Raw genomic sequence first — 24,882 nt, 5'->3', positions numbered from 1 at the left:
GCCCCCTCCGGTGCAAGTTTTGCTTAGAAATCCCTTCTGACGCCTCCATCGAAGAGACATGCCCGAAACCCCTGTATTCTCGACTGCCGCCGTCGCCGCTCCCCATATGCTCGCCGCCGAGACCGGCCAGACCATTCTGGCTGCGGGCGGGAACGCCGTGGAGGCCATGGTCGCCATGGCCGCCACCGTTGCCGTCGTCTATCCGCACATGAACGGCTTAGGCGGCGATGGGTTCTGGCTGGTGCGGGAGCCTCATGGCCGCGTGCATGCCCTCGACGCCTCGGGACCTGCCGGGTCGCTCGCCACCATCAAGCGCTATCGGGACAAGGGCTATGACAGCATTCCCCCACGCGGGCCCGATGCGGCACTCACCGTCGCGGGAGCCGTGAGCGGCTGGGGCCTGGCGCTGGAATTGGCCAAGGCGCTCGGCGGGCAGCTGCCGCGCGACATGCTGCTGGCCGATTCGATCCGCCTTGCCCGCGAGGGTTACAGGATCGGCGCCGCCGAGGGGCGTAATCCCCTGCTGGAGGAGGCCGCACTCTTCGCCGCTCCCGGCTTCGCCGAGGCCTTTCTCAAGGATGGCAAGCTGCCGTCTGCGGGCGAGACGCGGCGTTCCCTCAAGCTCGCGGACGCCCTCGAACAGCTCGCCCATGCTGGCTTTGCCGATTTCTATCGTGGCGATGTGGGGCGGGAGATCGCGGCGGACCTGGAGCGGATCGGCAGCCCCATCACGCGCAAGGACGTCGAGGCCTATCAGGCCCGCGTGGTGAAGCCGCTCTCCGTGGAGCTGAGGCATTCAACCGTCTACAACATGCCGCCTCCGAGCCAGGGTCTTGCCACGTTGCTGATGCTCGGCCTGTTTCATCGGCTCGATGTGAAGCATGGCGAGACGCCCGAGCACCATCATGGGCTGATCGAAGCGGCGAAGCGCGCCTTTGCCATCCGCGACAAGGTCGTCACGGATCCGCGCGACATCACGCTCGATCCGGCCTCATTTCTTAACCCTGCCGTGTTCGAGAAGGAGGCGGCGATGATCGAGGCGCGCCGCGCCGGACCCTATCCGCCGCGCCCGGCGGACGGCGACACGATCTGGATGGGCTGCATCGACAAGGATGGCTTGGCGGTCTCCTACATCCAGTCGGTGTACTGGAGCTTCGGTTCGGGCTGCGTGCTGCCGACGACGGGCATTCACTGGCACAACAGGGGCTTCAGCTTCTCGCTCGATCCGAAGAGCCTGAAAGCCCTGGCGCCGGGCAAGAAACCTTTCCATACGCTGACGCCCGGTCTCGCCGTGTTCAACGACGGGCGTGTGCTCTCCTACGGCACCATGGGCGGCGAGGGACAGCCGCAGATTCTGGGCCAGATCTTCACGCGTTACGCCGATTTCGGCATGAGCCTCGCGGATGCCATCGATGCGCCGCGCTGGCTCTTCGGCAAGAGATGGAAGGAGCCCTCCGCAACGCTGAAGGTCGAGAACCGCTTCGATCCGAGCCTGCTGCGTGCGCTCTCGGGCTACGGCCATCCGGTCGAGGAGCTGGCCAAGCCTTATGCGGACATGATGGGCCATGCGGGCATGCTGGTGAAACACCCGCGCAACGGCCGCGTCGAGGCGGTGCACGATCCGCGCTCGGATGGCGGCTCGCTCGGATTGTGATCAGCTCACGTCCGAACTAGCTGACGCCCATGTAGCGACCGGGCCGGTGATTGGTCGCGAGGATGAGGTTGAGCACCGCAGTGCCGACGAGGGAGAGCGCGACCTTGTCGTACTCGATCACGAAGAGCGACGAGAGCAGGATCACCGCGTCGATGCCGAGCTGCACATAGCCCGCGCGGATGTTGTAGCGCTCCTGTGCATAGAGCGCGAGGATGTTGATGCCGCCGAGACTCGTGCGGTGCCGGAAGAGGACGAGAAGGCCGACGCCCATCAGCACGCCGCCCATCACCGCCGCATAGATCGGATTGAGATGCTCGATCCCGAGCCAGCCGGGCGTGAACTTCGAGAGGTACGACACGAGGAGTACGGCGAGAAACGTGCGCAACGTGAGCTTCCAGCCCATGCGCAGAATGGAGAGCCCGTAGAAGGGCAGATTGATGGCAAAGAAGAGGGGGCCGAAATCGAGCTGCGTGGCATATTGCAGGAGCAGCGCGAGGCCCGCCGTGCCGCCGGTGAGGAGCGTTGCTTTCGTGTAGAGCGTCACGCCGAGCGCGACCATCAAGGTGCCGGTGAGCCCGGCCGAGATGTCTTCATAAAGTCGATGCGCGCTTGGTGAAGAAGGATTGGACACGCTCTTGCCCCTGTGCCTGCTCGGCGGAGCTATAGCGGGCCTTCTGAGGTGCCACAACGCATCGAAACGAAGAAACGTGTCGAAAGCGTTGCGCTCCTTGCAATCCTCAGGTCAGAGCCCCTGGCTCCAGAGGCCGATGAGGAGACTCGCTCCCAGAACCAGAACGAAGGCGGCGGCCAGAAGCTCGATGCCTGCGATAGCGATGGCACCCGTCGCTCCACGTCCGCCCGCCAATCTCAGCGCCAGCGTCTTGGCAAAGACCGCAACCGCCGCGATGGCGCTGGTGGTAAGCGCCGTGCCGAGCGCCATGGCGAAGGTGGCGGCGATTCCGGCTGCGAAAAGACCCTGCGCCAGCGAGAAGACGAGCACGATGAGGGCCCCGGCGCAGGGGCGAATGCCGGCGGCAATCGCCACGCCCGCCATGTCGCGCCAGCGGGTGAGGCGGTTAAGCTCCTCGGGCGGCGGCATGTGCACATGATCGCAGCTCTCGTCCTGCGCCGGAGCCAGAGGATTGCGTGCGAGCGCCAGCACGCCCAGCACCTTGCCGCTCTTGCGCCACGTGATCGCAAGCCCGAGCAGGGCAACGGCGATGAAGCTCACGAGCTCCACGTTCATGGCGAGCTTGTTCATGGTGGAAGCGGTGGCGCGCAAAGCGAGGCTCACCGTGCCGACGATGGCAATCGCGACGAGCGCCTGCACCAGGGCGGCGGCAAAGCTCAAGAGAAAGCCTTTGCGCAGCGCCTTCTCGTCGGCCATCAGATAGGCCGAGATCACGCTCTTGCCGTGCCCCGGGCCCGCCGCATGGAAGACGCCATAGGCGAAGCCGACGAAGAGAAGGGAGCCCAGGGCTGCGCCACTCTCCTTCAATGCGCGCACGCTCGCCTGGAGGCTCGCATAGAAGCCGGATTGGATGGAGAGGATCCAGGCGCCGAAATTACCGGAAGGAGCGGCCTCCCGGATTCCCATGCCGAAGGGGCTGCGGGGTGGAGGCGCACTGACAGGGCCGATCCAGAATGCGAGCAGTGCCATGGCGGCGGCCATGATGGCGACCGCCGCAACCATCAGGCCAAGCCGCTGCCAGAACCGTGCCCGGCCGGAGGCCGGAGAGGTGAGGGGAGCCGAGCTCACGGACATGCGATGATGGCCTTGTTGGAATACTCGACGCTGAAATTCGCGTTTGGCGGCGCGGCCTGGATCGCCCCCTCGTCCTGCAGAATCTTCTGCATGGTGGCATCGAGCGCCTTGGCCTTGGCGATGCTCGTGATGCAGCCTTGAGGCGCATTGGCGAGCGTCACAGCGGATTGGTCCGTGAGGCTGAAATAGACGAAGAAGGTCGGATCATCGATCTCGATGGCGAGAGCTCCGGAGACCGAGGTCGGAGCCTTCAAGGGCAGCAGGAACGAGAGGGCGACCTGCTGGGGCTTCTCCATCGTCATGCGGGCTTCCCGCGGCTCGCCGAATCCTTGAGGCTTTCCCTTCACCTTCAGGGTCGTGAAATAGTCGAATTCGGTAAGGCCGGCGGCGTTCTCGTTCGCCAGATCCTGCAACTCCTCCGGGGAGAGCTTGCCGTCATTGTTCTTGTCGAGCCCCTGGGTCACGTAGGCCGTATAGGCCTCGTCGAAGGTCCAGTGATGGCGGATGCCCGTGACCTTGCCGTCGGGGGCGAAGACCACCTCGGCCCTGGCGCTGATCCACACATGGGGATGCGCGAAGGCAGGCAGGCTGAAGCCCGTCAGCAGGGTGGCGAGGCAGAGCGTGAGACCAGGGCGGCGTTTCATGTGTCGACTGTAACAGCAGCGCTTCCAGGGACATGCGGAAGCTAAGAGAACAATATCTAGACGCATCATGGTTAATGGAGGCGAAACGAAGGCCAAGAGCCAGCTCGCTTGATTGACGGGCTCCGGTAATTATGTCAGCATTGCTGACGTAAATTCAAAAATCGATAAGAACCGGGTAACCGGCAAACGGGGCGAGAGGGCTCCAAGGAGGAACGGCATGGCCGAAGGTCATGTGGCGCTTCGTAGCGTTACGCTCGACGACAAGTACGATCTCACCAAGGATCACGTGTTCATCACGGGCACGCAGGCCGTCATCCGCATGCTGCTGATGCAGCGCGAGCGGGACAGGCTGGCAGGCCTCAGCACGGCAGGCTTTGTCTCCGGCTATCGCGGCTCGCCCATCGGCGGCCTGGACCAGAACCTCTGGCGGGCCCGGAAATGGCTTGAAGCCTCGAACATCGTTTTCCAGCCCGGTCTCAACGAGGAGCTGGCGGCCACCGCCGTCTGGGGGGCGCAACAGGCCGAGATCCGCGGCGACGGCAAGTATGACGGCGTGTTCGGCCTCTGGTACGGCAAGGGCCCGGGCGTCGACCGCTCCGGCGACGTGTTCCGCCACGCCAACATGGCCGGTTCCTCGAAGCATGGCGGCGTGCTCGCGCTGATGGGCGATGACCACACGGCCGAGTCGTCGACTGTCGCGCATCAGTCCGAATTCCACTTTGTCGACGTGATGATCCCGATCCTGAACCCGGCAGGCGTTCAGGAGATCCTCGACTACGGTCTCTATGGTTACGCCATGAGCCGCTTCTGCGGCACGTGGGTCGCGTTCAAGTGCGTGAAGGACAACATCGAGTCCACCGCCTCCGTGGACGGTTCGCTCGACCGCGTGAAGATCGTCATGCCCGATGACTTCACCATGCCGCCCGGCGGGCTCAACATTCGCGCCCGCGACGGCGTGCTCGATCAGGAGGCGCGCCTTCAGGACTTCAAGCGCGACGCGATGCTGGCGTTCGTGCGCGCCAACAACCTCAACCGCATCATTTTATCAGGCGGCCGCAACGCGAAGATCGGCGTGATCACGGTCGGCAAGTCCTATCTCGACGTACGCCAGGCGCTCGACGAACTCGGTCTCGACGAGGTGAAGGCGAACGACATGGGTCTTCGCCTCTACAAGGTTGCGTGCCCCTGGCCACTCTCGCAGCGCGAGTTGCTTGAATTCGCGCAGGGTCTCGACAAGGTCATCGTCGTCGAGGAGAAGCGCTCCCTGATTGAAGTGCAGCTGCGCGAGGAGCTTTACGGCACCGCCAACCAGCCGCTCTGCATCGGCAAGAAGGATGAGGGCGGCAACTGGCTTTTCCCCGTCAAGGGCGCACTCGATCCGAACGATATCGCCATCGTCATCGGCGAGCGTCTTCTCCAGTACCACAACAACGACGATCTGCGCGGCCGTGTGGCGCGTCTTCGTCACGCGCAGGAGGTGCTGAAGGCCACCAACGACGTGGCGACCCGCGTGCCGCATTTCTGCTCCGGCTGTCCGCACAACACCTCGACCAAGGTGCCCGAGGGCATGCGCGCCTATGCGGGCATCGGCTGTCATTACATGGTGCAGTGGATGGACCGCTCCACCGATGGCTTCACGCAGATGGGCGGAGAGGGCGCAAACTGGATCGGCGAAGCGCCGTTCTCCACGCGCGATCACGTGTTCCAGAATCTCGGCGACGGCACCTACAACCATTCCGGCATTCTGGCCCTGCGCTGGTCGGTCGATACCAAGACCAACGTCACCTACAAGATCCTCTTCAACGACGCCGTCGCGATGACCGGCGGGCAGCCGCACGAGGGCAGGCTCACCGTCGACATGATCGCCCGTCAGGTGCGCGAGGAGGGCGTGGAGCGGATCGCTCTCGTCACCGACGAGCCGCACAAATATCCGAAAGACATCCGCTGGCCTGCCGGCATGACGATCCATCACCGCGACGAATTGGATAATGTGCAGCGCGAGCTGTCGCAGATCCCGGGCGTCACGGTGATGATCTACGATCAGACCTGCGCCTCCGAGAAGCGCCGCCGCCGCAAGCGCGGCGAGTTCCCGGATCCGGACAAGCGCGTCATCATCAACGATCTCGTCTGCGAGGCCTGCGGCGACTGCTCCGTGCAGTCGAACTGTGTGGCCGTGCAGCCGGTCGAGACCGAGTTCGGCCGCAAGCGCCAGATCGACCAGTCGAACTGCAACAAGGACTTCTCCTGCGTGAAGGGCTTCTGCCCGTCCTTCGTGACGGTACACGGCGCCAAGATCAAGAAGGCGGTGCCGGAGACGCTCTCGACGGATGGCATGACGCTCACGAAGCTGCCCGATCCGGCGATCCCCGCCATCGACCGCACCTTTAACGTCATCGTGACCGGTGTGGGCGGCACGGGTGTCGTGACCATCGGCGCGATCCTCGGCATGGCGGCGCATCTCGAAGGCAAGGGCATGGGCATGATCGACATGGCCGGCCTCGCGCAAAAAGGCGGCGCTGTCTACAGCCATGTGCGCCTGGCCAATAAACAGGAAGACATCCACGCCATCCGCGTCAGCGCGGAATCGGCACACCTTGTCCTCGGCTGCGATCTCGTGGTGACGGGCACGAAGAAAGTGCTGGCCTCCGTGAAGCAGGGGCAAACCGCGCTTGTCGTGAACACGGCGGAGGTAATGCCCGGCGAGTTCACGCGCAATGCCGATTTCTCGCTGCCCACCGAGCGCCTGAAACGCGCGATCAAGGGGGCTGCCGGTGAGAACGGCGCAGCCTTCGTGGATGCGACGGCGATTGCCACTGCGCTTCTCGGCAATTCGATCGCGGCCAACATGTTCATGCTGGGCTATGCCTATCAGGCTGGCCATGTGCCGCTGTCGGCTCAGGCCATCGAGAAGGCGATCGAACTCAACGGCGAAGCGGTGAAGATGAATTTGTCCGCCTTCACCTGGGGCCGCCGCGCGGCGGCAGAGCCTGAGCTGATTGCGACCATGATGAGCGAGCTGAAGGCGCCGAACGACGAGCTGAAGATCTCCAAGACCCTGGACGAGGTGATCGAGCGGCGCGTGACGTTCCTCAACGAGTATCAGAACAAGCGCTATGGCAAACGTTATCGCACATACGTTCAGCGTGTGCGCGAGGCTGAAGGAAAGGCCGTTCCGGACTCGACCGCGCTGACCGATGCGGTGGCGCGCTCGCTCTTCAAGCTCATGGCCTACAAGGACGAGTACGAGGTGGCCCGTCTCTACACGAGTGGTCACTTCGAGCGCCAGGTCGCCTCGGCTTTCGAGGGCGAGAACCTGCGTTACGAATTCCACATGGCTCCGCCCATTCTGGCCAAGAAGGATCCGGCCAGCGGTCTGCCCAAGAAGATGAGCTTCGGCCCGTGGATGATGAAGGCCATGCGGGTTCTGGCGAAGTTCAAGAGCTTGCGTGGCACGCCGCTCGATGTCTTCGGCTACACGCACGAGCGCCGCACCGAACGCGAACTCATCCGCGAGTTCGAGGGACGCGTCAGTGAGATCGTGGCAAAGCTCAACGCAGACAATCACGCGATTGCCGTGGGCCTCGCCACCATTCCGCAGAAGATCCGCGGTTTCGGCCACATCAAGGAGCGAAACCTTAAAATCGCGAAGGCGGAAGAGGCGGAGCTGCTTGCCAAGTTCCGCGCCGAGCCGCAGCAGCCATTGCCGATTGCGGCGGAGTAAGGAGCATTACTCGGACGCCTCGCACTTTCATGTCTTGGCCGTTCCTGGACTTGATCCGGGGATCAGTCCCGGCCACCGCCTTTTCACATTCACAGTCCTCATCCTGAGGAGGTCGCACCGCGACCGTCTCGAAGGAGGATCCAGTGCTCTCTGGATCCTCCTTCGAGACGCAGCCTCACGGCTGCACCTCAGGATGAGGGTGAAAGAAGCGGAAACGAAAAATGCCCGGCATATAGCCGGGCATGATGAATGGAGTGACGTTGTTGAAGCTTACGCCTGGCTCACTTCCACGAAGCTCTTTGCGACCTTCGGCACGTTCTCCTCGTTGAGGCCCGCCACGCACATGCGGCCCGAACCGACGAGGTAGACACCGTCCCGCTCGCGCATGGTGTCGACCTGCTGTCCGGAGAGCCCCGTGTAGCTGAACATGCCACGCTGGTTCGTGAGGAAGCCCACGTCGACTTCGTTGGACAGGGCGCGGATGTGCTCGGCGAGAAGCTTGCGCACCAAATCCATGCGGGTGCGCATCTCATCGACCTCGCGGATCCACTGGGCACGAAGGTCGTCGTTGCCGAGAACGGTGGCGACGAGGAGGCCGCCCATCATCGGCGGACTCGAATAGCTGCGGCGCACGGCGAGCTTCAGCTGGCCCAGCACGCGCTCCGCCTCGTCGCTGTCCTGGCAGACGACGCTCAGGCCACCGCAGCGCTCGCCATAGAGCGAGAAGTTCTTCGAGAAGGAATTGGCGATGAGGCAGCTGGCGCGCTCCGCGTACCGGCGCACGAAAGCGGCATCCGCATCGAGGCTCGTGCCGAAGCCCTGATAGGCCATGTCGAACACGACGATGTGGCGCTTGGCGACCAGCACATCCGTGACGGCAGCCTGCTGCTTCTCATCGAGATCGACGCCGGTCGGGTTGTGGCAGACGGGCTGAAGAATCACGATGGAACCGGAATCAGCAGCCTCCAGTGCTTTCACCATTCCGTCGAAATCAACGGATTTGGTGGCGCGGTTCCAATAAGGATAGGTTGTCGTCTTGAAGCCCGCGCGCTGGAACAGGCCGTGATGGTTCTCCCAGGTCGGATCGCTGACGAGAACGGTGCGGCCGGGGCAGTGCTTGGCCAGGAAGTCGGCTGCGATGCCGACCGCGCCCGTGCCGCCGATGGTCTGGATCGTGGCGATACGCTTCGCCTCGCGGGCCGGGTGATTGTCGCCGAAGATCAGCTTCTGCACGCCCTCGCGATAGCCGGGGTGACCTTCCATCGGAAGATAGGGCCGCTCGGCAAAGCCGATGCGCTCATAGGCAGCTTTCACCGAGCCCAGCACAGGAATGCGGCCTTTCTCATCCGTGTAGACGCCAATGCTGAGATTGACCTTTTCGCTCCGGGGATCGGTCTTGAAGCTGTCGTTGAGCGACAGGATCGGGTCGCCCGCGAAGGCTTCGACGCGTCCAAACAATGATTCCGCCATGCTGATCTCCAGGCTCATCGCGGTATGTGCTTCGCGAGAGCATCGTTGTTTCGCGAGAGACCTACCCCTTAGGCAGTCCCCCGGCAAGGTCGTTCAGGTGTCGAGCCGCCAATCCACCGGCTCCAGGCCCTTCTTGACGAGCCAGGCATTGGCGCGGCTGAAGGGGCGGGTGCCTTTGAAATCGTTGAGGCGGTTGAGCGGAGAGGGGTGTCCCGCCTCAACGATGAGATGCTTCTTCCGGTCGACGAGTGCGGCACGTTTCCGGGCGGGCCCGCCCCACAGCAGGAAGACCACGGCAGATCGCCGCTCGGAGATCGCGGTAACGGCCTGATCGACCAGTTCCGACCATCCGAACCTCATATGAGCGCCGGACTTGCCCTTCTCCACCGTCAGGGCCGTGTTGAGAAGCAGCACGCCCTGCTCGGCCCATTTCGTCAGGTCGCCGGATTTCGGCATGGGCACATCCAGATCCGCCGCCATCTCGGCGAGAATCGTGCGCAAAGATGCGGGCAGCCGTCGCGATCCGCGATAGGAGAAGGCGAGGCCATGGGCATCGCCGGGCGTCGGGTAGGGATCCTGGCCGAGGATGACAACTTTCACCTCGTCGAGGGGCGTGAGTGTCAGGCTTGAAAAGACGAGATCCGGAGGGGGCAGGACATGACCGCCCGCGGCAATCACCGCGTCGACCCTCTCGGCCACGCGGTCGGCGCTGCCGTCCTGGAAGAAGGGCAGCTTGAGCCACGCGGCGGCCCGCTTGTTGCGGCTGAACTTGGCAAGGGCTTGGGCGATGGGGCCGGTCATGGGAAGCAACGCCTCGTGAAGAGATGCAGCATTGATGCGCTGCAAGCTCTCTAGACCAGATGGATGAAAATGGCATCACCTCATGCCGAGCATCTGGGCGCCGAGGACATCGACAGAATGTTACTTCTGTGACACGTTTCCGGCCTGGGCTCCACGCCTCTCGCTGTGGGCGCCGCCCGAAATGAGGACCTTTGACGATGTTGACTAGCCGATCTTCCACTGCCCTTCGCGCCGGTTTCCTTGGATTGTCCCTGCTCTTGTCCGGCACCGCCCTGGCGCAGGAAGCCGTGACCATCCGCTTCGTCCAGACCAACGACATCGACCGCATGGCGCCTGAGAAGGGCCGCGGCGGTTTCGCCAAGCTGGCCACGGTGATCAAGGAGGAGAAGGCGAAGGGCAATGCCTTCTTCGTTCATGCCGGCGACACCATCTCCCCCTCGCTCCTGTCGGGCTTCGACAAGGGCGCGCATGTGATCGACATTCTGAACCGCATGGGCGTGGATGCCATGACGCCGGGCAACCACGAGTTCGATCTCGGCCCCGACGCTTTCCGCGCTCGCATGAAGGAGGCCAAGTTCGACGTGCTGGCCACCAACATCGTCGACGGCAACGGTCTCCCTGAGAACACCAAGCCCGACAAGATGATCGAGGTGCAGGGCGTCAAGATCGGCTTCTTCGGCCTCACCACCGAGGATACGCCCATCGCCTCGAGCCCAGGCAACATCAAGTTCTCCTCCACCATCGACACAGCGCGTGCCAAGGCGAAGGAACTGCGGGCGAAGGGTGCGGACATCGTGGTCGCCATCGCCCACACGCCGCTGGAAGTCGACATGATCATCGCCCGCTCCGCCAGCGTCGACGTGATCATCGGCGGCCATGACGAGCACCTGCTCGCCTTCTACGACGGCAAGGTGACGCTGACTGAGTCCGAGTCGCAGGGCAACTACATCACCATCACGGAGCTCTCCGTGAAGAAGGCGGAGAAGGATGGCAAGGTTACCGTCTCCTGGACGCCGAACTTCCGTATCGTGGACAGTGCGACCGTAAAGCCCGATCCGGAGATCGAGGCCGTCGTGAAGGGCTACGAGGACAAGCTCTCCAAGGAGCTCGACATCGATATCGGCGTGACGGAAACGCCCCTCGACAGCCGACGTGCCACGGTTCGTGGCGGCGAGGCCGCCATGGGCAACCTGATCGCCGATGCGCTCAGAGCCTCCGTCGGTGCCGACGTCGCCATCACCAATGGCGGCGGCATCCGCGCGGACAAGCAGTACGAGGCCGGCCAGAAGCTGACCCGCCGCGACATTCTGGCGGAGATGCCCTTCGGCAACACCACCGTGCTGCTCGAGGTCAAGGGCGAGCAGATCAAGGCTGCGCTCGAGAACGGCGTGAGCCAGGTGCGTGAGCTCGGCGGCCGCTTCCCGCAGGTCTCCGGCATCGTGGCCGACGTCGACCTGAAGGAGCCGGTGGGCAGCCGCGTGAAGTCGGTGAAGATCAATGGCGAGCCGCTTGATCCGGCCAAGACCTACAAGCTCGCCACCAACGACTTCATGGCCCGCGGCGGCGATGGCTATCGTGTGTTCACGGACGCCAAGTCCCTCATCGACGTCTCGGCCAGCCAGCTCATGGCGAGCCAGGTGATCGACTACGTGGCGAAGGCCGGAAAGGTCGCTCCGAAAGTCGAGGGCCGTATCGTCCTGCGCTGATCCGGCGGCCGACACTTATTCGCCGAGACCCGCTGCGGGTCTCGGCGGCTTATTTTTCAAGAGGGAGGGGCCATAATTTACCCTCTCCATCTCTCGCCCTTGCTGTGCCATGTTTGGCGCCCATTCAAACGAATCGCAGCATCAAAGCGACTTCATTCATTGCAATTTTCACCCCGTCCCGAACGTTCTAGCTCGTCCTTCAAGCGCCGCCGCCAATTGCTGGCACGCGGCCGCCTGACCCTGATCATGGGCTGGTTCGGGGTTTTCTTCATTCTCACCACCTTCGGCTACATTGCGTGGGAACAGCGCAACCGCCTGATTCAGCGCAACGAGCGGGAGATTGCCAGCAACGCTTACTTCCTGGCAGATCATACGGCCCGTCTTCTCGAAGTCGCCGACCTCACCCTGAAGCAGGTGGCGGTTCTGGTCGAAGGGGGCAACTGGGATCTGATCGAGGCTTCCAAGCCCCATTGGCAGCACCTGGTCACCATCAAGGAAACGCTGCCGTATTTCGACAACCTCTGGCTCAATGATGCGACAGGCCGCCTGCGCCTGACAACTGCGGGGTTTCCTACGCCACCCTCGAACGCGGGGGACCGGGATGCCTTCAAGGCTCAAATCAAGTCGGATCAGGGGCTGTTCGTCGGCGAGCCCATCATCGGGCGGGTCACGAAGCAGCCGACCTTCATGATCAGCCGTCGCCTCAATGGCGAGGATAACACCTTCCATGGCATCGTCTCGGCTACCGTGGCACTCTCCTATTTCGAAACCTATTGGGGCAAGCTCTTCTTGCCGAAGGGCAGCCGGGTTACTTTGGTGCGTGCTGCCGATGGGGCGATCATCGCGCAGCTCCCGCTATCCTCCGACGGGCTGTCTTTCTTCCCCATCGACAAGGCCGCTCTCGATCAAGCCATTGCGGGCAATGCCGTGGCGGGCACTTATTCTTTTTTGAGCAATGGGGAAGAGCGAACCGGAGCCTACCACCGGGTCGGTGAGATGCCACTCTATATCAATATCAGCATCCCGGATGATGCCTATTGGGGTCCCTGGACCATCCAGATGAAGCTCTACGGCGCCTTCGCGCTGATTGCGTTCCTGGCCCTGGCGGCCCTCACGGCCCTGGCCTCGCAGCAGTTCCGGGAGCAGGCCGCCACTGAGGCTTTCCTGCAGAAGGAGGTGGCGCTGCGCACCAGTGAGTTGCAGGCGGAAACGGCGGCTCTCGAGGTGCTGAACCGAACGGGTCGGGCTCTTGCGGCCGAACTCGATGTGGACCGGCTGATCGAGAACGTGGTCGAGGCGGCGGTGCTTCTCACCGGCGCGCAGGCTGGTGCCTATTTCTCCAACCGAGGTGATGCCTCCACGGCCGGCACACGCGCGGAAGAGTATGGTCTCTACACTTCCGGAGGCTCCCGCTCGGCCTTTGCGAAGCTCCCCATCGACCAGATCTGCACGGCTGTCTTCGAGCAGGGCCGAAGCATCCGGTTTGACGACATCGCCGACGATCTCGAGTTCGGAGCCGCCTCTGTCGTTCCTCATTCTCATGATCGCGCCAGAGCGCGCAGCGTCATGGCGATTCCCGTCTCCTCGCGCAACGGGCAGATCCAGGGGCTTCTGCTTTTCGCCCATGAGCGGGCAGGAGCTTTCACGGAACGTGCCGAACGCCTCGTGACAGGCCTCGCCGCCCAGGCGGCCGTCGCACTCGAAAACGGTCGCCTTTATCAGGAAGCCCAGCATGAGATCGAAGAGCGCAGGCAGGCGCAGAATCAGCAATCCTTTCTCATCCGCGAGCTGCATCACCGGGTGAAGAATACGCTTGCGACCGTACAGGCCGTGGTCGGCGCGACTGCACGCTCCACCTCGAACATCGACGAGTTCTACAAAGCCTTCGTGGGTCGCATCGTCTCGCTCGCGAACACGCATTCTCTGCTCACCGAAGCGCTCTGGCAGACCGCGCCGCTTCGCGAGATCCTGGAGAAGGAGCTCGAACCCTACAACGATGCGCGGGGCGAGCGGATCACGCTCGAAGGCCCGATCGTGGAGCTGCCCTCCGAGATCGCCGTGCCTATCGGCATGGCCATTCACGAACTGACGACGAATGCCGCAAAATATGGCGCTCTCTCCATGCGCAACGGCAAAGTTTCCGTGACGTGGGATGTGCATGGCGAGGGCGATGAGAAGCGTCTCACGATAACCTGGCAGGAGCGGGGTGGGCCCAGCGTGTCCCAGCCGGATCGGCAGGGCTTCGGCTCTCGCCTGCTGCACCGGGTCTTGACGACACAGCTCAATGCCAAGGTTGAGGTCGATTACGACCCGGCAGGCCTGCGTGTCGCCATCGACGCGCCGCTCAAGTCCACCGCGAACCTGAGCCCGCCGATCTGACGGCCAGGGTTAGACCTGCATCAATGTGAAACATGAACACATTGGCGTAACAGACAAAAAGTCACTATCTAGAACGCCATCAACGAGCGGGCTCCACGCTGGTCCCGCTGCAAGGGTCTTTTGTCGATGAACGAACGTGTCAACGTGACCGGAACGAGCCAGATCGTGCGCCCGGTGGACCACCCGCCCGTGAGGGCGGGTCGGATCGGCGTGCTTCTGATGAACCTCGGAACGCCGGAGGGAACGACCTACTGGCCCATGCGGCGCTACCTGAAGGAGTTTCTCTCCGACCGGCGCGTGATCGAGACGCCTCGCCTGCTCTGGTGGCCGATCCTCAACCTGATCATTCTCACCAAGCGCCCCGGGCCCAAGGGCCGCGACTACGCCTCGATCTGGAACAACGAGCTCGACGAGGGGCCGCTCAAGACGATCACCCGCAATCAGGCGGAGAAGGTGACGGCGCATCTGAGGAGCATCGCCGGCGACAAGATCACCGTCGACTGGGCGATGCGCTACGGCAAGCCCGAGGTGCGCGAGCGCATCCAGACCCTGCTCGATCAGGGCTGCGACCGCATCCTGCTCGTACCGCTCTATCCGCAATACGCGGCAGCGACTTCCGCGACTGCTTGCGATCAGGCCTTCCGGGCGCTGATGGACATGCGCTGGCAGCCGACGGTGCGCGTCTCGCCGCCCTATCATGACGACCCCGTCTATATCGAATCCGTCGTCGCTTCGATGAAGCAGGAACTCGCCAAGCTCACCTTCGAGCCGGAAGTGATCCTCGTCTCCTTCCATGGCGTGCCGAAAGAATACCTGCTCAAAGGCGATCCCTATCACTGCCAATGCGTGAAGACCTGGCGCCTGATGCGCGAAGCCTTCGGCTGGCCCGAGGACAGGTTCCGCATGAGCTTCCAATCCCGCTTCGGCAAGGCGGAATGGCTTCAGCCCTACACGGACAAGACCGTGGAGGCTTTGGCGAAAAGCGGCGTGAAGCACATGGCGATCGTTGCGCCCGGCTTCTCCGCCGATTGCCTGGAGACGCTGGAAGAGCTCAACGGCGAGAACCGCGAGATCTTCATGCACAATGGCGGCGAGGAATTCGTCTATCTGCCGTGCCTCAACGATTCTCCGGAAGGCATGCGCGTGATCAACCACATCGTGGAGCGCGAACTTCAGGGGTGGATCTGAGGACAAGAGGCTACCGCTCTAGGCGGCCTCTTCGCTTTCGGCTAGCTTAGGCCCCTGCAACTCCGTTGCCTGGGGGACTGAATGCTGTTTGGTGGTTTCGATATCTTCGCGATCGTTCTCGTGCTTGTCGTCATCGTGACGATTGCGATGGGGGTGAGAACGGTGCCGCAGGGCTATGCCTATACGGTGGAGCGCTTCGGTCGTTATTCACGCACGCTCACGCCGGGCCTCGGCCTGATCATTCCCTATATGGAGCAGATCGGGAAGAGGGTGAACGTCATGGAGCAGGTGCTCGACGTTCCGAGCCAGGAGGCCTTCACCCGGGATAATGCGGGCGTCACCATCGATGCAGCCGCCTTCTACCAGGTGCTCGATGCGGCGCGAGCCTCCTATGAGGTATCGGATCTCAATCAGGCACTTCTCGTGTTGACCATGACCAATATCCGCACGGTCGTCGGATCCATGGATCTCGATCAGCTCCTGTCGCATCGCGACGAGATCAACGAGCGGCTGCTGCGCGTGGTCGATGCGGCGGCATCTCCCTGGGGCGCCAAGGTCACCCGTGTCGAGATCAAGGACATTCTCCCGCCGCAGGATCTTGCCGGCGCCATGGCGCGTCAGATGAAGGCCGAGCGCGAGAAGCGCGCCGCCGTGCTCGAAGCGGAAGGCTTGAGGCAGGCTGAAATCCTGCGGGCAGAAGGCGAGAAGCAGTCGCAGATCCTGTCGGCGGAAGGCCGCAAGGAAGCAGCCTTCCGCGATGCCGAGGCACGCGAGCGTCTCGCCGAAGCCGAGGCAAGGGCCACCGCCATGGTAAGCGATGCGATCACGCGCGGCGATCTCGCGGCCGCGAACTTCATCGTCGCGGAGAAATACATTGATGCGATCCGCAGCCTCGCCACGGCTCCTAACCAGAAGGTCGTGATCGTTCCCATCGAAGCAGCCGGTCTTGCCGGCACGCTCGGCGGCATCGCGGAGCTTACGAAATCCGTATTCGGTGGCAATGGCAGCGCGGCTGCTTCGAAGGCACCACGCAGCGTGCCTGCTGTGACGAAGGGAGCGGAGCGCTCATGATCCGCGATGCGTTCGTCAGTCTTGGAGCCTGGAGCTGGATCATCCTCGGACTCGTGCTGATCGGCGTCGAGTTGCTGGCTCCCGGCGTCTTCTTTCTCTGGCTCGGATTGGCGGCCATCGCGACAGGTTTGCTCGATGCGGCACTCGATCTCTCCTGGCAGGCGGCCTCCATTCTCTTTGCGCTGCTCGCCGTGACGGCGGTGATTCTGGGGCGGTTCGTGACGCGCTCGAAGGAGCCATCCGAACCGTCGGTCTCTCATCTCAATCAACGCGGACAGGCCCTTGTCGGGCGCGTGTTCACGCTGGAAACGCCGATCAAGGATGGGGAAGGGCGCATCCGCGTCGATGACAGCTCATGGCGCGTCACGGGTGCCGATCGCTTCAAGGGGGCCAAGGTCCGCGTCGTTCGCGTGGAGGGCTCGACGCTCGTCGTCGACGACCCCTGAGTCACTGGAGTAAAACAGGCATGGCCTTGACGCTGTATGCGCATCCCTTCTCGTCCTATTGCCAGAAGGCTCTCATCGCGCTTTACGAGAACGGCACTCCCTTTGAATACCGCATGCTCGATAACGAGAAGGCGAATGCCGAACTCGCTGCTCTTTGGCCGATCAAGCGCTTCCCGGTTCTGATCGATGGCGAGCGGACGGTGGTCGAAGCGAGCATCATCATCGAACATCTCGGACTCCATCATCCCGGACCTGTGAAGCTCGTTCCCGACAATGCACGCGCGGCCCTCGACGTACGGATGATGGATCGCTTCTTCGACAATTATGTCATGACGCCGATGCAGAGGATCGTGGGCGATTACATCCGCGCAGAGGTGGACCGCGATCCCTATGGTGTTGTCGAAGCACGGCGAATGCTCGACACGGCCTATGCATGGCTCGATCACGCGATGAGCGGACGGGAATGGGCGGTGGGGGATGCTTTCAGCATGGCCGATTGCGCGGCTGCTCCGGCACTGTTCTATGCCGATTGGGTTCATCCCATCGGCGCGACCCATGCAAACGCCCGGGCCTATCGCAAGCGACTGCTCGACCGCCCGTCATTCGCGCAGGCCGTGGATGAGGCTCGTCCCTATCGTCCGTTCTTCCCGCCGGGAGCACCCGACCGCGATTGATTGGAGAAGACTTAAGCAACCCCCGCCCGCAGCAGGTCGAGATAATGCACGAGGCCGATGGGCCTGTTGTTCTCGACCACGATCAGCGCCGTGATGCGTGCGGTTTCCTCGATCTCGAGCGCGGTGGCCAGAAGCGCATCCGGTGCGATGGTGCGCGGTGTGCGGGTCATGATCGCGGTGACCGGCAAGATGCCGAGATCGGGGCGCAGATTGCGGCGCAGATCGCCGTCCGTGACGATGCCGGCGAGTGTGCCGTCCGCGTTCACCACGATCACCGAGCCGAAGCCCTTGCGGCCGATCTCCTCGATGGCCTGATCCATCCGCGCATCAACGCCGACGATTGGCAGTCGCTCGTCCTTGTGCATGATGTCGCGCACCAGTTTCAGGCGCGCGCCGAGCTTGCCGCCTGGATGGAACACGCGGAAGTGCTCCGCCGTGAAGCCACGTTTTTCGAGCAAGGCAATGGCGAGTGCGTCGCCCAAGGCGAGCTGAATGGTTGTCGAGGTGGTCGGCGCGAGCCCATTGGGGCAGGCTTCCTTGGCCTTGGGCAGCGCCAGGCAAATGTCGGCGGCTTGACCGAGCGTCGAGCCTGCATTCGAGGTGAAGGCGATTAGCGGCACCCGGAAGCGCTTGGCATAGCCGATGATGTCGGCCAACTCCGTCGTCTCGCCGGACCAGGACAGGGCGAGAATCACGTCCTCTGCCTGCACCATGCCGAGATCGCCGTGGCTGGCCTCGGCGGGGTGGACATAATGGGCGGGAGTGCCGGTGGAGGCGAAGGTGGCGGCGATCTTGCGGCCCACATGGCCGGACTTGCCCATGCCGGTCACGATCACCCGGCCCTTGGCGGCAGCAATCGTCTCGACGGCCGCGGTGAAGAGCGAGCCGAGCCCGTTTCCGATAGCGTCCATCAGGATGGTCAGGCCCTCGCGCTCGGTTTCGAGCGTGCGGAGGGCCGAGGTGACAGCTTGGTCGGGCGAAGCGGATTGGGTCTGTGCAAGTGCCATGGCCGCCCCTCTAGCATATCGGGGCGGCCATGGGTAACCCTGAAACGTGGTTACTTTTGGCGCAGGAAGGCTTCCAGCTCCTGGCGGAAGGCGGAGCCCAGATCCTCTCGCTCCAGGGCATAGGCCACGTTGGCCATGAGGAAGCCGATCTTCGAACCCGTATCGTAGGTCTTGCCCTCGTACTTCATGCCGAAGAACTTCTGCTCCTTCATCAGGCGGATCATCGAGTCGGTGAGCTGGATCTCGTTGCCCGCGCCGCGCTCCTGAGTGGAGAGCAGGTCGAAGATCCCAGGCTGCAGGATGTAACGGCCGGAGATGATGTAGTTCGAGGGAGCCGTGCCCTTCGGGGGCTTTTCCACCATGCCGGTGATCTCGAAGGTCTGGCCGAATTCCTGGCCCACCGAAACGATGCCGTATTGATGGGTCTGGTCGTCCGGCACCTGCTCCACGGCGATGATGTTGCCGCCATGCTTCTCGTAGGCCGCGATCATCTGCTCCATGGAGCCACGGCTGAGCATGTCCGGGAGAATGACCGCGAAGGGCTCATCGCCCACGAGCTCACGGGCGCACCACACCGCATGGCCCAGGCCCAGCGGCTCCTGCTGTCGGGTAAAGCTCGTCTGTCCGGCCTGAGGCTGGTCCTTGGCCAGAAGCTCCAGCTCCTTCGTCTTGCCACGCGCCTCAAGGGTCTGATTCAGCTCATAGGCGATGTCGAAATGATCCTCGATCACGGCTTTGTTGCGGCCCGTGACGAAGATGAAATGCTCAATTCCGGCGGCCCTGGCCTCATCCACCACGTGCTGCACCACGGGGCGGTCCACCACGCACAGCATCTCCTTCGGCACGGCCTTGGTTGCGGGAAGGAAACGGGTGCCGAGACCGGCAACAGGAAGAACTGCTTTGCGAATGCGCTTCATCGATCGAGCCATGTTTGAGCAGGAAGAGGGGGACAATCTAAGGCAGGACAAGGAAAAGAAAACCGTTCACTGTCAAGCTTAAGGTCCCTTCCAACGCCGGATACCCTGCCTTTGCATCGGAGTTGCATCCTCTATTGAAGCCCGGGACCTGAATTGAAGCTGAAGCGTTTTTGTTAAACTGTCATGTCAGGCAGGCTTTGAGGAGGATGAACATGGCGGTACTGGTCACGGGCGGCGCAGGTTATATCGGCAGCCACATGGTGCTCGAGCTTCTGGATGCGGGCGAGCAGGTGGTGGTTCTCGATAATCTGTCCACCGGTTTCCGCTGGGCCGTCCCGTCCGAGGCCACTCTCGTCGTAGGTGATGTGGGCGATCAGGCCCTGGTGACCAGAATCGTCGAGGAGCACGGGATCGACAGCATCATGCATTTCGCAGCCCGGATCGTGGTGCCGGAATCGGTCACCGATCCGCTGGGCTATTACTTCAACAACACCGTCAAGACGCGTGCGCTCATTGAGACGGCGGTCCAGACGGGGATCAGGAGCTTCGTCTTCTCCTCGACGGCCGCCGTCTACGGCAATGCCGAAGCTCCGCTTCTGACCGAGGACATGCCCTTGGTCCCGATCAATCCTTACGGACGCAGCAAGCTCATGAGCGAGTGGATGCTCCAGGACGCCCACACCGCCCATGGGCTTCGCTACGCCATCCTGCGCTATTTCAATGTCGCCGGCGCAGACCCCAAGGGCCGTTCCGGCCAATCGACACCTCAGGCCACCCACCTCATCAAGGTGGCAGCCCAGGCGGCCCTCGGCCAGCGGCCCTATCTCGACGTGTTCGGCACGGATTACGTGACGCCCGACGGCACCTGCGTGCGCGACTATATCCAGGTGAACGACCTCGCCCGTGCCCACCTCGTGGCCCTGAAATCTCTGCGCGAGGGTGGCGACTGTGCCGTCATGAATTGCGGCTATGGCCACGGCGCTTCGGTTCTGGAAGTCGTGGACGTAGTCAGACGGGTTTCCGGCATCGATTTCGAGGTGCGCCTGAGCCCCCGTCGCCCGGGCGATCCGGCTCAGCTCGTGGCCCAGGTCGACCGCATTCGTAAGCTGGGCTGGAAGCCGCAGCATGACGATCTCGCGGAAATCGTCGATCAGGCCCTGCGTTGGGAGCGAACCCTGGCGGAACGAAAGGCCGCATAGGGACTACCTATAAGGCTACCTATCAACCGGCTGTTAACTCTCTTAGTGTCGCAATGGCAGGGCTAAATCCGCCCTGTCTCCGTGAGCGACATTCATGGCCCTGCCGCCTTTCCCGAGCATCGGACCCAAAAGTGGGATCCACTTTTGGGACTCATCCGATGCTCCCTTCTTTAAGCAACTCATCGTTCGGGGCGGAAAACCGGAGCCACTTTTCCGCACGATGCGCTTGGTCCGCCGCTTCTGTGGCGCCCTCCTTCTCGGTCTGAGCATCACCATCGGTGTGGAGGATGGGCTACGTCCCGCGCAGGCGCAGGAGGTCTCGGAGGCCGGGTTCCAGCGCTTCGTGCAGAGCCTGTGGCCGGCGGCCAAGGCGCGCGGCATCTCGCGCGCCACCTTCGACGAGGCCTTCCGAGGCGTTCAGCCCGACCCCAAGATCATTGCGCTCACCAAAAAACAATCCGAGTTCGTCCGCCCGATCTGGGACTACATCAACGGCTCCATCTCGGCTCAGCGCCTGCAGCGGGGTCGTGAGATGAATGCCGAATGGTCGAAGACCCTGGCGGCTATCGAGAGGACCTATGGCGTCCCCCGCTCCGTCGTGCTCGGCGTCTGGGGCATGGAGACCAATTTCGGCAGTTTCACCGGCTCGATCTATGCGGTACGGGCGCTCGCGACGCTGGCCTATACCGGCTACCGGGACGACTTCTTCAAGGAGGAGCTGCTAATCGCACTCCAGATCCTGGACGAGGAGCATATCGATCGGGACAAGATGCTGGGCTCCTGGGCCGGAGCCATGGGCCAGACCCAGTTCATGCCCTCGAGTTTCATGAAATACGCCGTCGACGGCAATCGGGACGGGGTACGCGACATCTGGTCCTCGGTGCCGGATGCCATGGCTTCCACCGCCAATTACCTGCGCAAGCAGGGTTGGCAGCCGGGGCTGCCCTGGGGCTTCGAGGTCAAGCTGCCGCAGAGCTTCGACTTCCGTCATCTGAAGCAGAACTTCGCCTATTGGCAGGCGCTGGGCGTTCGTCGGCTTGACGGCAAGGCCATGCCGCGGACGGGGGAGGCCAGCCTGTTCCTGCCCGGCGGAGCGAACGGCCCGGCCTTCCTGGTCACGAGCAATTACGACGTGATCAAGACCTACAACTCGTCCGATGCCTACGCCATGGGCGTGGCGCATCTGGGCGACCGGATCATGGGCGGGCTGCCGATCCAGGGGGCATGGCCCAAGGACCAGCCCATGCTCGCCAAGGACGAGCGTCAGGAACTGCAGCAGCGCCTGGCCCGGCTCGGCTTCTACGAGGGCGAGACGGACGGCAAATTCGGCTCCAAGACCCGGGAGGCCGTGCGGAACTTCCAGCTCCGGCGTGGCTTGATTCCCGACGGCTATGCCGATTACGCGGTCTTGCGCGAATTGCGCACGGCCCGCTGACAGGTCCGGGGAAGGCTCTATAACAGGGTGGACCGGACCGGAGTGGAACCACCCATGCGTTTGCTGACGATCCTTCGCCTCGTGACTTTAAGCCTGCTTCTCGCATGGGGAAGCGGGGCTTCGGTCATGGCGCAGGGCTATTATTATCAGCAACAGCCGGCTGCGCCGGCTTATCGCGATTCTCGCGCCTACCCACCCGGCTATTATCCAGGCAAGCTCGTGCAACCGGCCCAGCCTCAGCAGGGCTTCAGCCTGCGCCGTTTCTTCGGTGTTCCGGACGATCCGCCTCCGCCTGCGCGCCAGCCCGTCGCCAAGCCGCGCAAGGCGGCTCCCCCGCCAGCCGCCGCCGCGCGCGCCGAAAAGCCCAAAACGAACCCCACCACCCATGTGGTGGTTTTCGGCGATTCGCTTGCCGAGTTCGCACGCCAAGGTCTCGACACGGTCTATGCCGAAAACCAGGATGTGGCCATCGTGGGCAAGATCCGGGGCGGCAGCAATCTCGTGCGCAGCGATCCGGCGGAATGGCCGAATTTCATCAAGGCGACCCTCGATTCCGGACAGAAGGCAACACTCGCCGTCGTCATGCTGGGCTTGAGCGACCGTCAGGCCCTGCAGGAGGGCGATGACAGGATCGATCTTCTCTCCGACCGCTGGAAGGAGATCTACACGAAGCGTGTCGATGTCATCCTGGACACGTTCAAGGAACGCAACATCCCCGTGGTCTGGATCGGCCTGCCGCCGATGAAGAGCAGCAGGCTTTCCGAGGATCTCATGGCCATGAACGAGGTCTACCACGAAAGCGTGCAGCGTCATGGTGGAGCCTACGTGGATATCTTCCCCGGCTTCGTGGACGATGAGAACCGCTACACTTCCTTCGGCCCCGACGTCGATGGCGAGCCCGCGCGGCTTCGCACGGAAGACGGCGTGTCCTTCACCAAGGCGGGGGCGCGCAAGGTCGCGCATTTCGCCGATGTGGAGATCAAAAAGATCCTGGAATCGATCCGCACCGGCGCGCCGGTTGCGGCAGCCCCCGCGGATGGCCAGCCTGTCACGAACATCGAAGCGGCCATTCCCGCCCCGCCCGATCCTGCCGTTCCAGTTGCATTGCCTGCGAAGCCCCTTGTCGGCCCTGTGCTGCCGCTGACGCGCCAGGATGTAGCGCCCGGCGGAAAGTTGGTCTCCGGCGCACCGAAGCTCAACGGTGACAACGCTTATCCCGTGCAGCGCGCCCTGCGCACCGGTATCGCACCAAGCTCCCGCCCCGGACGCGCCGACGATTTCCGTTGGCCGCGGAGCTATTCATCAACAGAATGAAAAAGGCGGCCTGATCCGGTGGATCGGCCGCCTTTTTGTTTGCTGAGGCCGATTGATCAGACCGGCAGGTTGCTCTCGCCCATCAGGTAGATGTCAATGGCACGCGCTGCCTGGCGACCTTCGCGGATCGCCCACACCACGAGGGACTGGCCGCGGCGCATGTCGCCAGCCACAAAGACCTTGTCGTTCGAGGTCTTGTAGCTCTTGTCATCGGCAACCACGTTGCCGCGCCGATCAATAGCGACGCCGGACTGCTCCAGCAGGCCTTCCTTCACGGAGCCTGCAAAGCCGATGGCGACGAACACGAGATCAGCCTTGAGCACGAACTCGCTGCCCGGAATAGGCTGGCGCTTCTCGTCGACGCGCGCGCATTGCACGCCGGTGACGTAGCCCTTCTTGCCTTGGATGCCCAGCGTCGCCGCCTGGAACTCGCGCTCGGCACCTTCGGCCTGGCTGGAGGAGGTGCGCATCTTCGTCGGCCAATAGGGCCACACGGTCAGCTTGTCCTCACGCTCCGGAGGCCTGGGGCGAATGTCGAGCTGCGTCACGGAGACCGCGCCCTGACGAAACGCGGTGCCGACGCAGTCGGACGCCGTATCGCCGCCGCCGATGACGACGACGTGCTTGCCGCCTGCGAGGATCGGCTCAACTGTTACCTCTTCACCACCGACGCGCTGGTTCGACTGGGTGAGATACGGCATCGCGTAATGCACACCCTTCAGGTCCTGGCCCGGCAGGTTCGGATTGCGCGGATCTTCCGCGCCACCGGCGAAGAGCACCGCATCGTACTCGTTGTGGAGCGAGGCGAAGCTGCGATCCACGCCGATATTGACGCCGCAATGGAAGACGACGCCTTCGGCCTCCATCTGCTTCACGCGGCGGTCGATGTGGTACTTCTCCATCTTGAAGTCCGGAATCCCGTAGCGCAGCAGACCGCCGGGCTTTGCCTGGCGCTCGAACACATGCACCTCATGGCCTGCGCGCGCGAGCTGCTGTGCAGCCGCAAGACCCGCAGGACCGGAACCGATGATCGCAACCCGCTTGCCAGTCGAGATCTCGGCAGGCTCGGGCTTGATGAAGCCCATTTCCCATGCCTTGTCGGCGATGGCCTGCTCAATCGTCTTGATGGTGACCGGCTGGTTTTCGAGGTTGAGCGTGCATGCCTCCTCGCAGGGCGCGGGGCAGATGCGGCCCGTGAACTCGGGGAAGTTGTTGGTGGTGTGGAGGTTGCGCGCAGCCTCCTCCCAATCGCTCTGCCAGACCAGATCGTTCCAATCGGGAATCTGGTTGTGCACTGGACAGCCCGTCGGACCGTGGCAGAAGGGAATGCCGCAATCCATGCAGCGTCCCGCCTGCTTCTTCAGATCGTTGTCGTCGAGCGGCAGCGTGAACTCGCGAAAGTGGCGCACGCGCTCACCGGCGAGCTGATACTTCTGCTCCTGCCGGTCGTATTCGAGAAAGCCTGTGACCTTACCCATCGGTTTGCCCCTT

19 protein-coding genes are annotated in these 24,882 nt (G+C 63.1%); 11 read left to right on the top strand and 8 right to left on the bottom strand.

The features are described from left to right. Nucleotides 1-58 precede the first annotated feature (58 nt). Nucleotides 59-1,654 carry a gamma-glutamyltransferase family protein gene (locus ACUXUR_RS22735; RefSeq protein ID WP_445504631.1) on the top strand — a complete coding sequence of 532 codons (1,596 nt, stop codon included), beginning with the start codon at nucleotides 59-61 and terminating at the stop codon, nucleotides 1,652-1,654. Between the two features lie 16 nt (nucleotides 1,655-1,670). Here the strand turns inward: ACUXUR_RS22735 and ACUXUR_RS22730 are convergent, their stop codons facing one another. The 3 genes from ACUXUR_RS22730 to ACUXUR_RS22720 all read right to left on the bottom strand — a co-directional run bounded on the left by ACUXUR_RS22730 (nucleotide 1,671) and on the right by ACUXUR_RS22720 (nucleotide 4,063). Then, nucleotides 1,671-2,285 (bottom strand): YitT family protein, encoded by a 615-nt coding sequence (locus ACUXUR_RS22730; protein WP_445504630.1) that lies wholly within the window; start codon nucleotides 2,283-2,285, stop codon nucleotides 1,671-1,673. Nucleotides 2,286-2,396: 111 nt separating this feature from the next. Next, nucleotides 2,397-3,419 (bottom strand): nickel/cobalt transporter, encoded by a 1,023-nt coding sequence (locus tag ACUXUR_RS22725; RefSeq protein WP_445504629.1) that lies wholly within the window; start codon nucleotides 3,417-3,419, stop codon nucleotides 2,397-2,399. Further along, on the bottom strand, nucleotides 3,410-4,063 hold the full coding sequence (locus tag ACUXUR_RS22720) for a DUF1007 family protein (protein ID WP_445504628.1): 654 nt from the start codon (nucleotides 4,061-4,063) through the stop codon (nucleotides 3,410-3,412). Before ACUXUR_RS22720 ends, ACUXUR_RS22725 begins: the two co-directional genes overlap by 10 nt. Before the next feature lie 217 nt (nucleotides 4,064-4,280). Between ACUXUR_RS22720 and ACUXUR_RS22715 the strand changes: the two genes are divergently transcribed. Beyond that, on the top strand, nucleotides 4,281-7,784 hold the full coding sequence (locus ACUXUR_RS22715; protein ID WP_445504627.1) for an indolepyruvate ferredoxin oxidoreductase family protein: 3,504 nt from the start codon (nucleotides 4,281-4,283) through the stop codon (nucleotides 7,782-7,784). Nucleotides 7,785-8,054: 270 nt separating this feature from the next. Here the strand turns inward: ACUXUR_RS22715 and ACUXUR_RS22710 are convergent, their stop codons facing one another. After that, nucleotides 8,055-9,254, bottom strand: coding sequence for an amino acid aminotransferase (locus tag ACUXUR_RS22710; protein WP_445504626.1), 1,200 nt, complete (start codon nucleotides 9,252-9,254; stop codon nucleotides 8,055-8,057). A 93-nt stretch (nucleotides 9,255-9,347) separates the two neighbouring features. Further along, nucleotides 9,348-10,055, bottom strand: a complete 708-nt coding sequence (gene ung, locus ACUXUR_RS22705; protein ID WP_445504625.1) for a uracil-DNA glycosylase — start codon at nucleotides 10,053-10,055, stop codon at nucleotides 9,348-9,350. A gap of 197 nt (nucleotides 10,056-10,252) precedes the next feature. Here ung and ACUXUR_RS22700 point away from each other — a divergent pair, with 197 nt between their 5' ends. From ACUXUR_RS22700 to ACUXUR_RS22675, 6 genes are all read left to right on the top strand, one after another. Further along, nucleotides 10,253-11,761: a bifunctional metallophosphatase/5'-nucleotidase gene (locus ACUXUR_RS22700; RefSeq protein WP_445504624.1), complete on the top strand. Its 1,509-nt coding sequence runs from the start codon at nucleotides 10,253-10,255 to the stop codon at nucleotides 11,759-11,761. Between the two features lie 159 nt (nucleotides 11,762-11,920). Beyond that, the gene (locus ACUXUR_RS22695) at nucleotides 11,921-14,140 is read left to right on the top strand and encodes an HWE histidine kinase domain-containing protein (protein WP_445504623.1); all 2,220 of its coding nucleotides are present in this window, start codon (nucleotides 11,921-11,923) and stop codon (nucleotides 14,138-14,140) included. Between the two features lie 126 nt (nucleotides 14,141-14,266). Beyond that, the gene (gene hemH, locus ACUXUR_RS22690; protein WP_445504622.1) at nucleotides 14,267-15,328 is read left to right on the top strand and encodes a ferrochelatase; all 1,062 of its coding nucleotides are present in this window, start codon (nucleotides 14,267-14,269) and stop codon (nucleotides 15,326-15,328) included. An 81-nt stretch (nucleotides 15,329-15,409) separates the two neighbouring features. Next, nucleotides 15,410-16,399 (top strand): SPFH domain-containing protein, encoded by a 990-nt coding sequence (locus ACUXUR_RS22685; RefSeq protein ID WP_445504621.1) that lies wholly within the window; start codon nucleotides 15,410-15,412, stop codon nucleotides 16,397-16,399. Further along, nucleotides 16,396-16,845 carry an NfeD family protein gene (locus tag ACUXUR_RS22680; RefSeq protein WP_445504620.1) on the top strand — a complete coding sequence of 150 codons (450 nt, stop codon included), beginning with the start codon at nucleotides 16,396-16,398 and terminating at the stop codon, nucleotides 16,843-16,845. The genes ACUXUR_RS22685 and ACUXUR_RS22680 overlap by 4 nt, the downstream gene beginning before the upstream one ends. A 20-nt stretch (nucleotides 16,846-16,865) precedes the next feature. Next, nucleotides 16,866-17,519, top strand: a complete 654-nt coding sequence (locus tag ACUXUR_RS22675) for a glutathione S-transferase family protein (protein WP_445504619.1) — start codon at nucleotides 16,866-16,868, stop codon at nucleotides 17,517-17,519. An 11-nt stretch (nucleotides 17,520-17,530) separates the two neighbouring features. Here the strand turns inward: ACUXUR_RS22675 and ACUXUR_RS22670 are convergent, their stop codons facing one another. Both ACUXUR_RS22670 and ACUXUR_RS22665 read right to left on the bottom strand, forming a co-directional pair. Continuing rightward, entirely contained in the window at nucleotides 17,531-18,526 is a 996-nt protein-coding gene (locus tag ACUXUR_RS22670) for a KpsF/GutQ family sugar-phosphate isomerase (protein WP_445504618.1), read from the bottom strand. Nucleotides 18,527-18,576: 50 nt separating this feature from the next. Beyond that, nucleotides 18,577-19,443, bottom strand: coding sequence for a UTP--glucose-1-phosphate uridylyltransferase (locus ACUXUR_RS22665; protein WP_445504617.1), 867 nt, complete (start codon nucleotides 19,441-19,443; stop codon nucleotides 18,577-18,579). A 212-nt stretch (nucleotides 19,444-19,655) separates the two neighbouring features. On the opposite strand from ACUXUR_RS22665, the gene galE reads away from it, so the two are divergent. The 3 genes from galE to ACUXUR_RS22650 all read left to right on the top strand — a co-directional run bounded on the left by galE (nucleotide 19,656) and on the right by ACUXUR_RS22650 (nucleotide 23,391). Next, the gene (galE, locus tag ACUXUR_RS22660; RefSeq protein ID WP_445504616.1) at nucleotides 19,656-20,642 is read left to right on the top strand and encodes a UDP-glucose 4-epimerase GalE; all 987 of its coding nucleotides are present in this window, start codon (nucleotides 19,656-19,658) and stop codon (nucleotides 20,640-20,642) included. Between the two features lie 220 nt (nucleotides 20,643-20,862). Continuing rightward, the gene (locus ACUXUR_RS22655) at nucleotides 20,863-22,077 is read left to right on the top strand and encodes a lytic murein transglycosylase (RefSeq protein ID WP_445504615.1); all 1,215 of its coding nucleotides are present in this window, start codon (nucleotides 20,863-20,865) and stop codon (nucleotides 22,075-22,077) included. 54 nt (nucleotides 22,078-22,131) lie between these two features. Next, the gene (locus ACUXUR_RS22650) at nucleotides 22,132-23,391 is read left to right on the top strand and encodes an SGNH/GDSL hydrolase family protein (RefSeq protein WP_445504614.1); all 1,260 of its coding nucleotides are present in this window, start codon (nucleotides 22,132-22,134) and stop codon (nucleotides 23,389-23,391) included. Nucleotides 23,392-23,447: 56 nt separating this feature from the next. Here the strand turns inward: ACUXUR_RS22650 and ACUXUR_RS22645 are convergent, their stop codons facing one another. Further along, nucleotides 23,448-24,869: a glutamate synthase subunit beta gene (locus ACUXUR_RS22645; protein ID WP_445504613.1), complete on the bottom strand. Its 1,422-nt coding sequence runs from the start codon at nucleotides 24,867-24,869 to the stop codon at nucleotides 23,448-23,450. Between the last annotated feature and the right edge of the window lie 13 nt (nucleotides 24,870-24,882).

It is taken from the genome of Microvirga medicaginis, from assembly GCF_052658925.1.
This window is presented reverse-complemented; position numbering and strand designations above follow the sequence as displayed.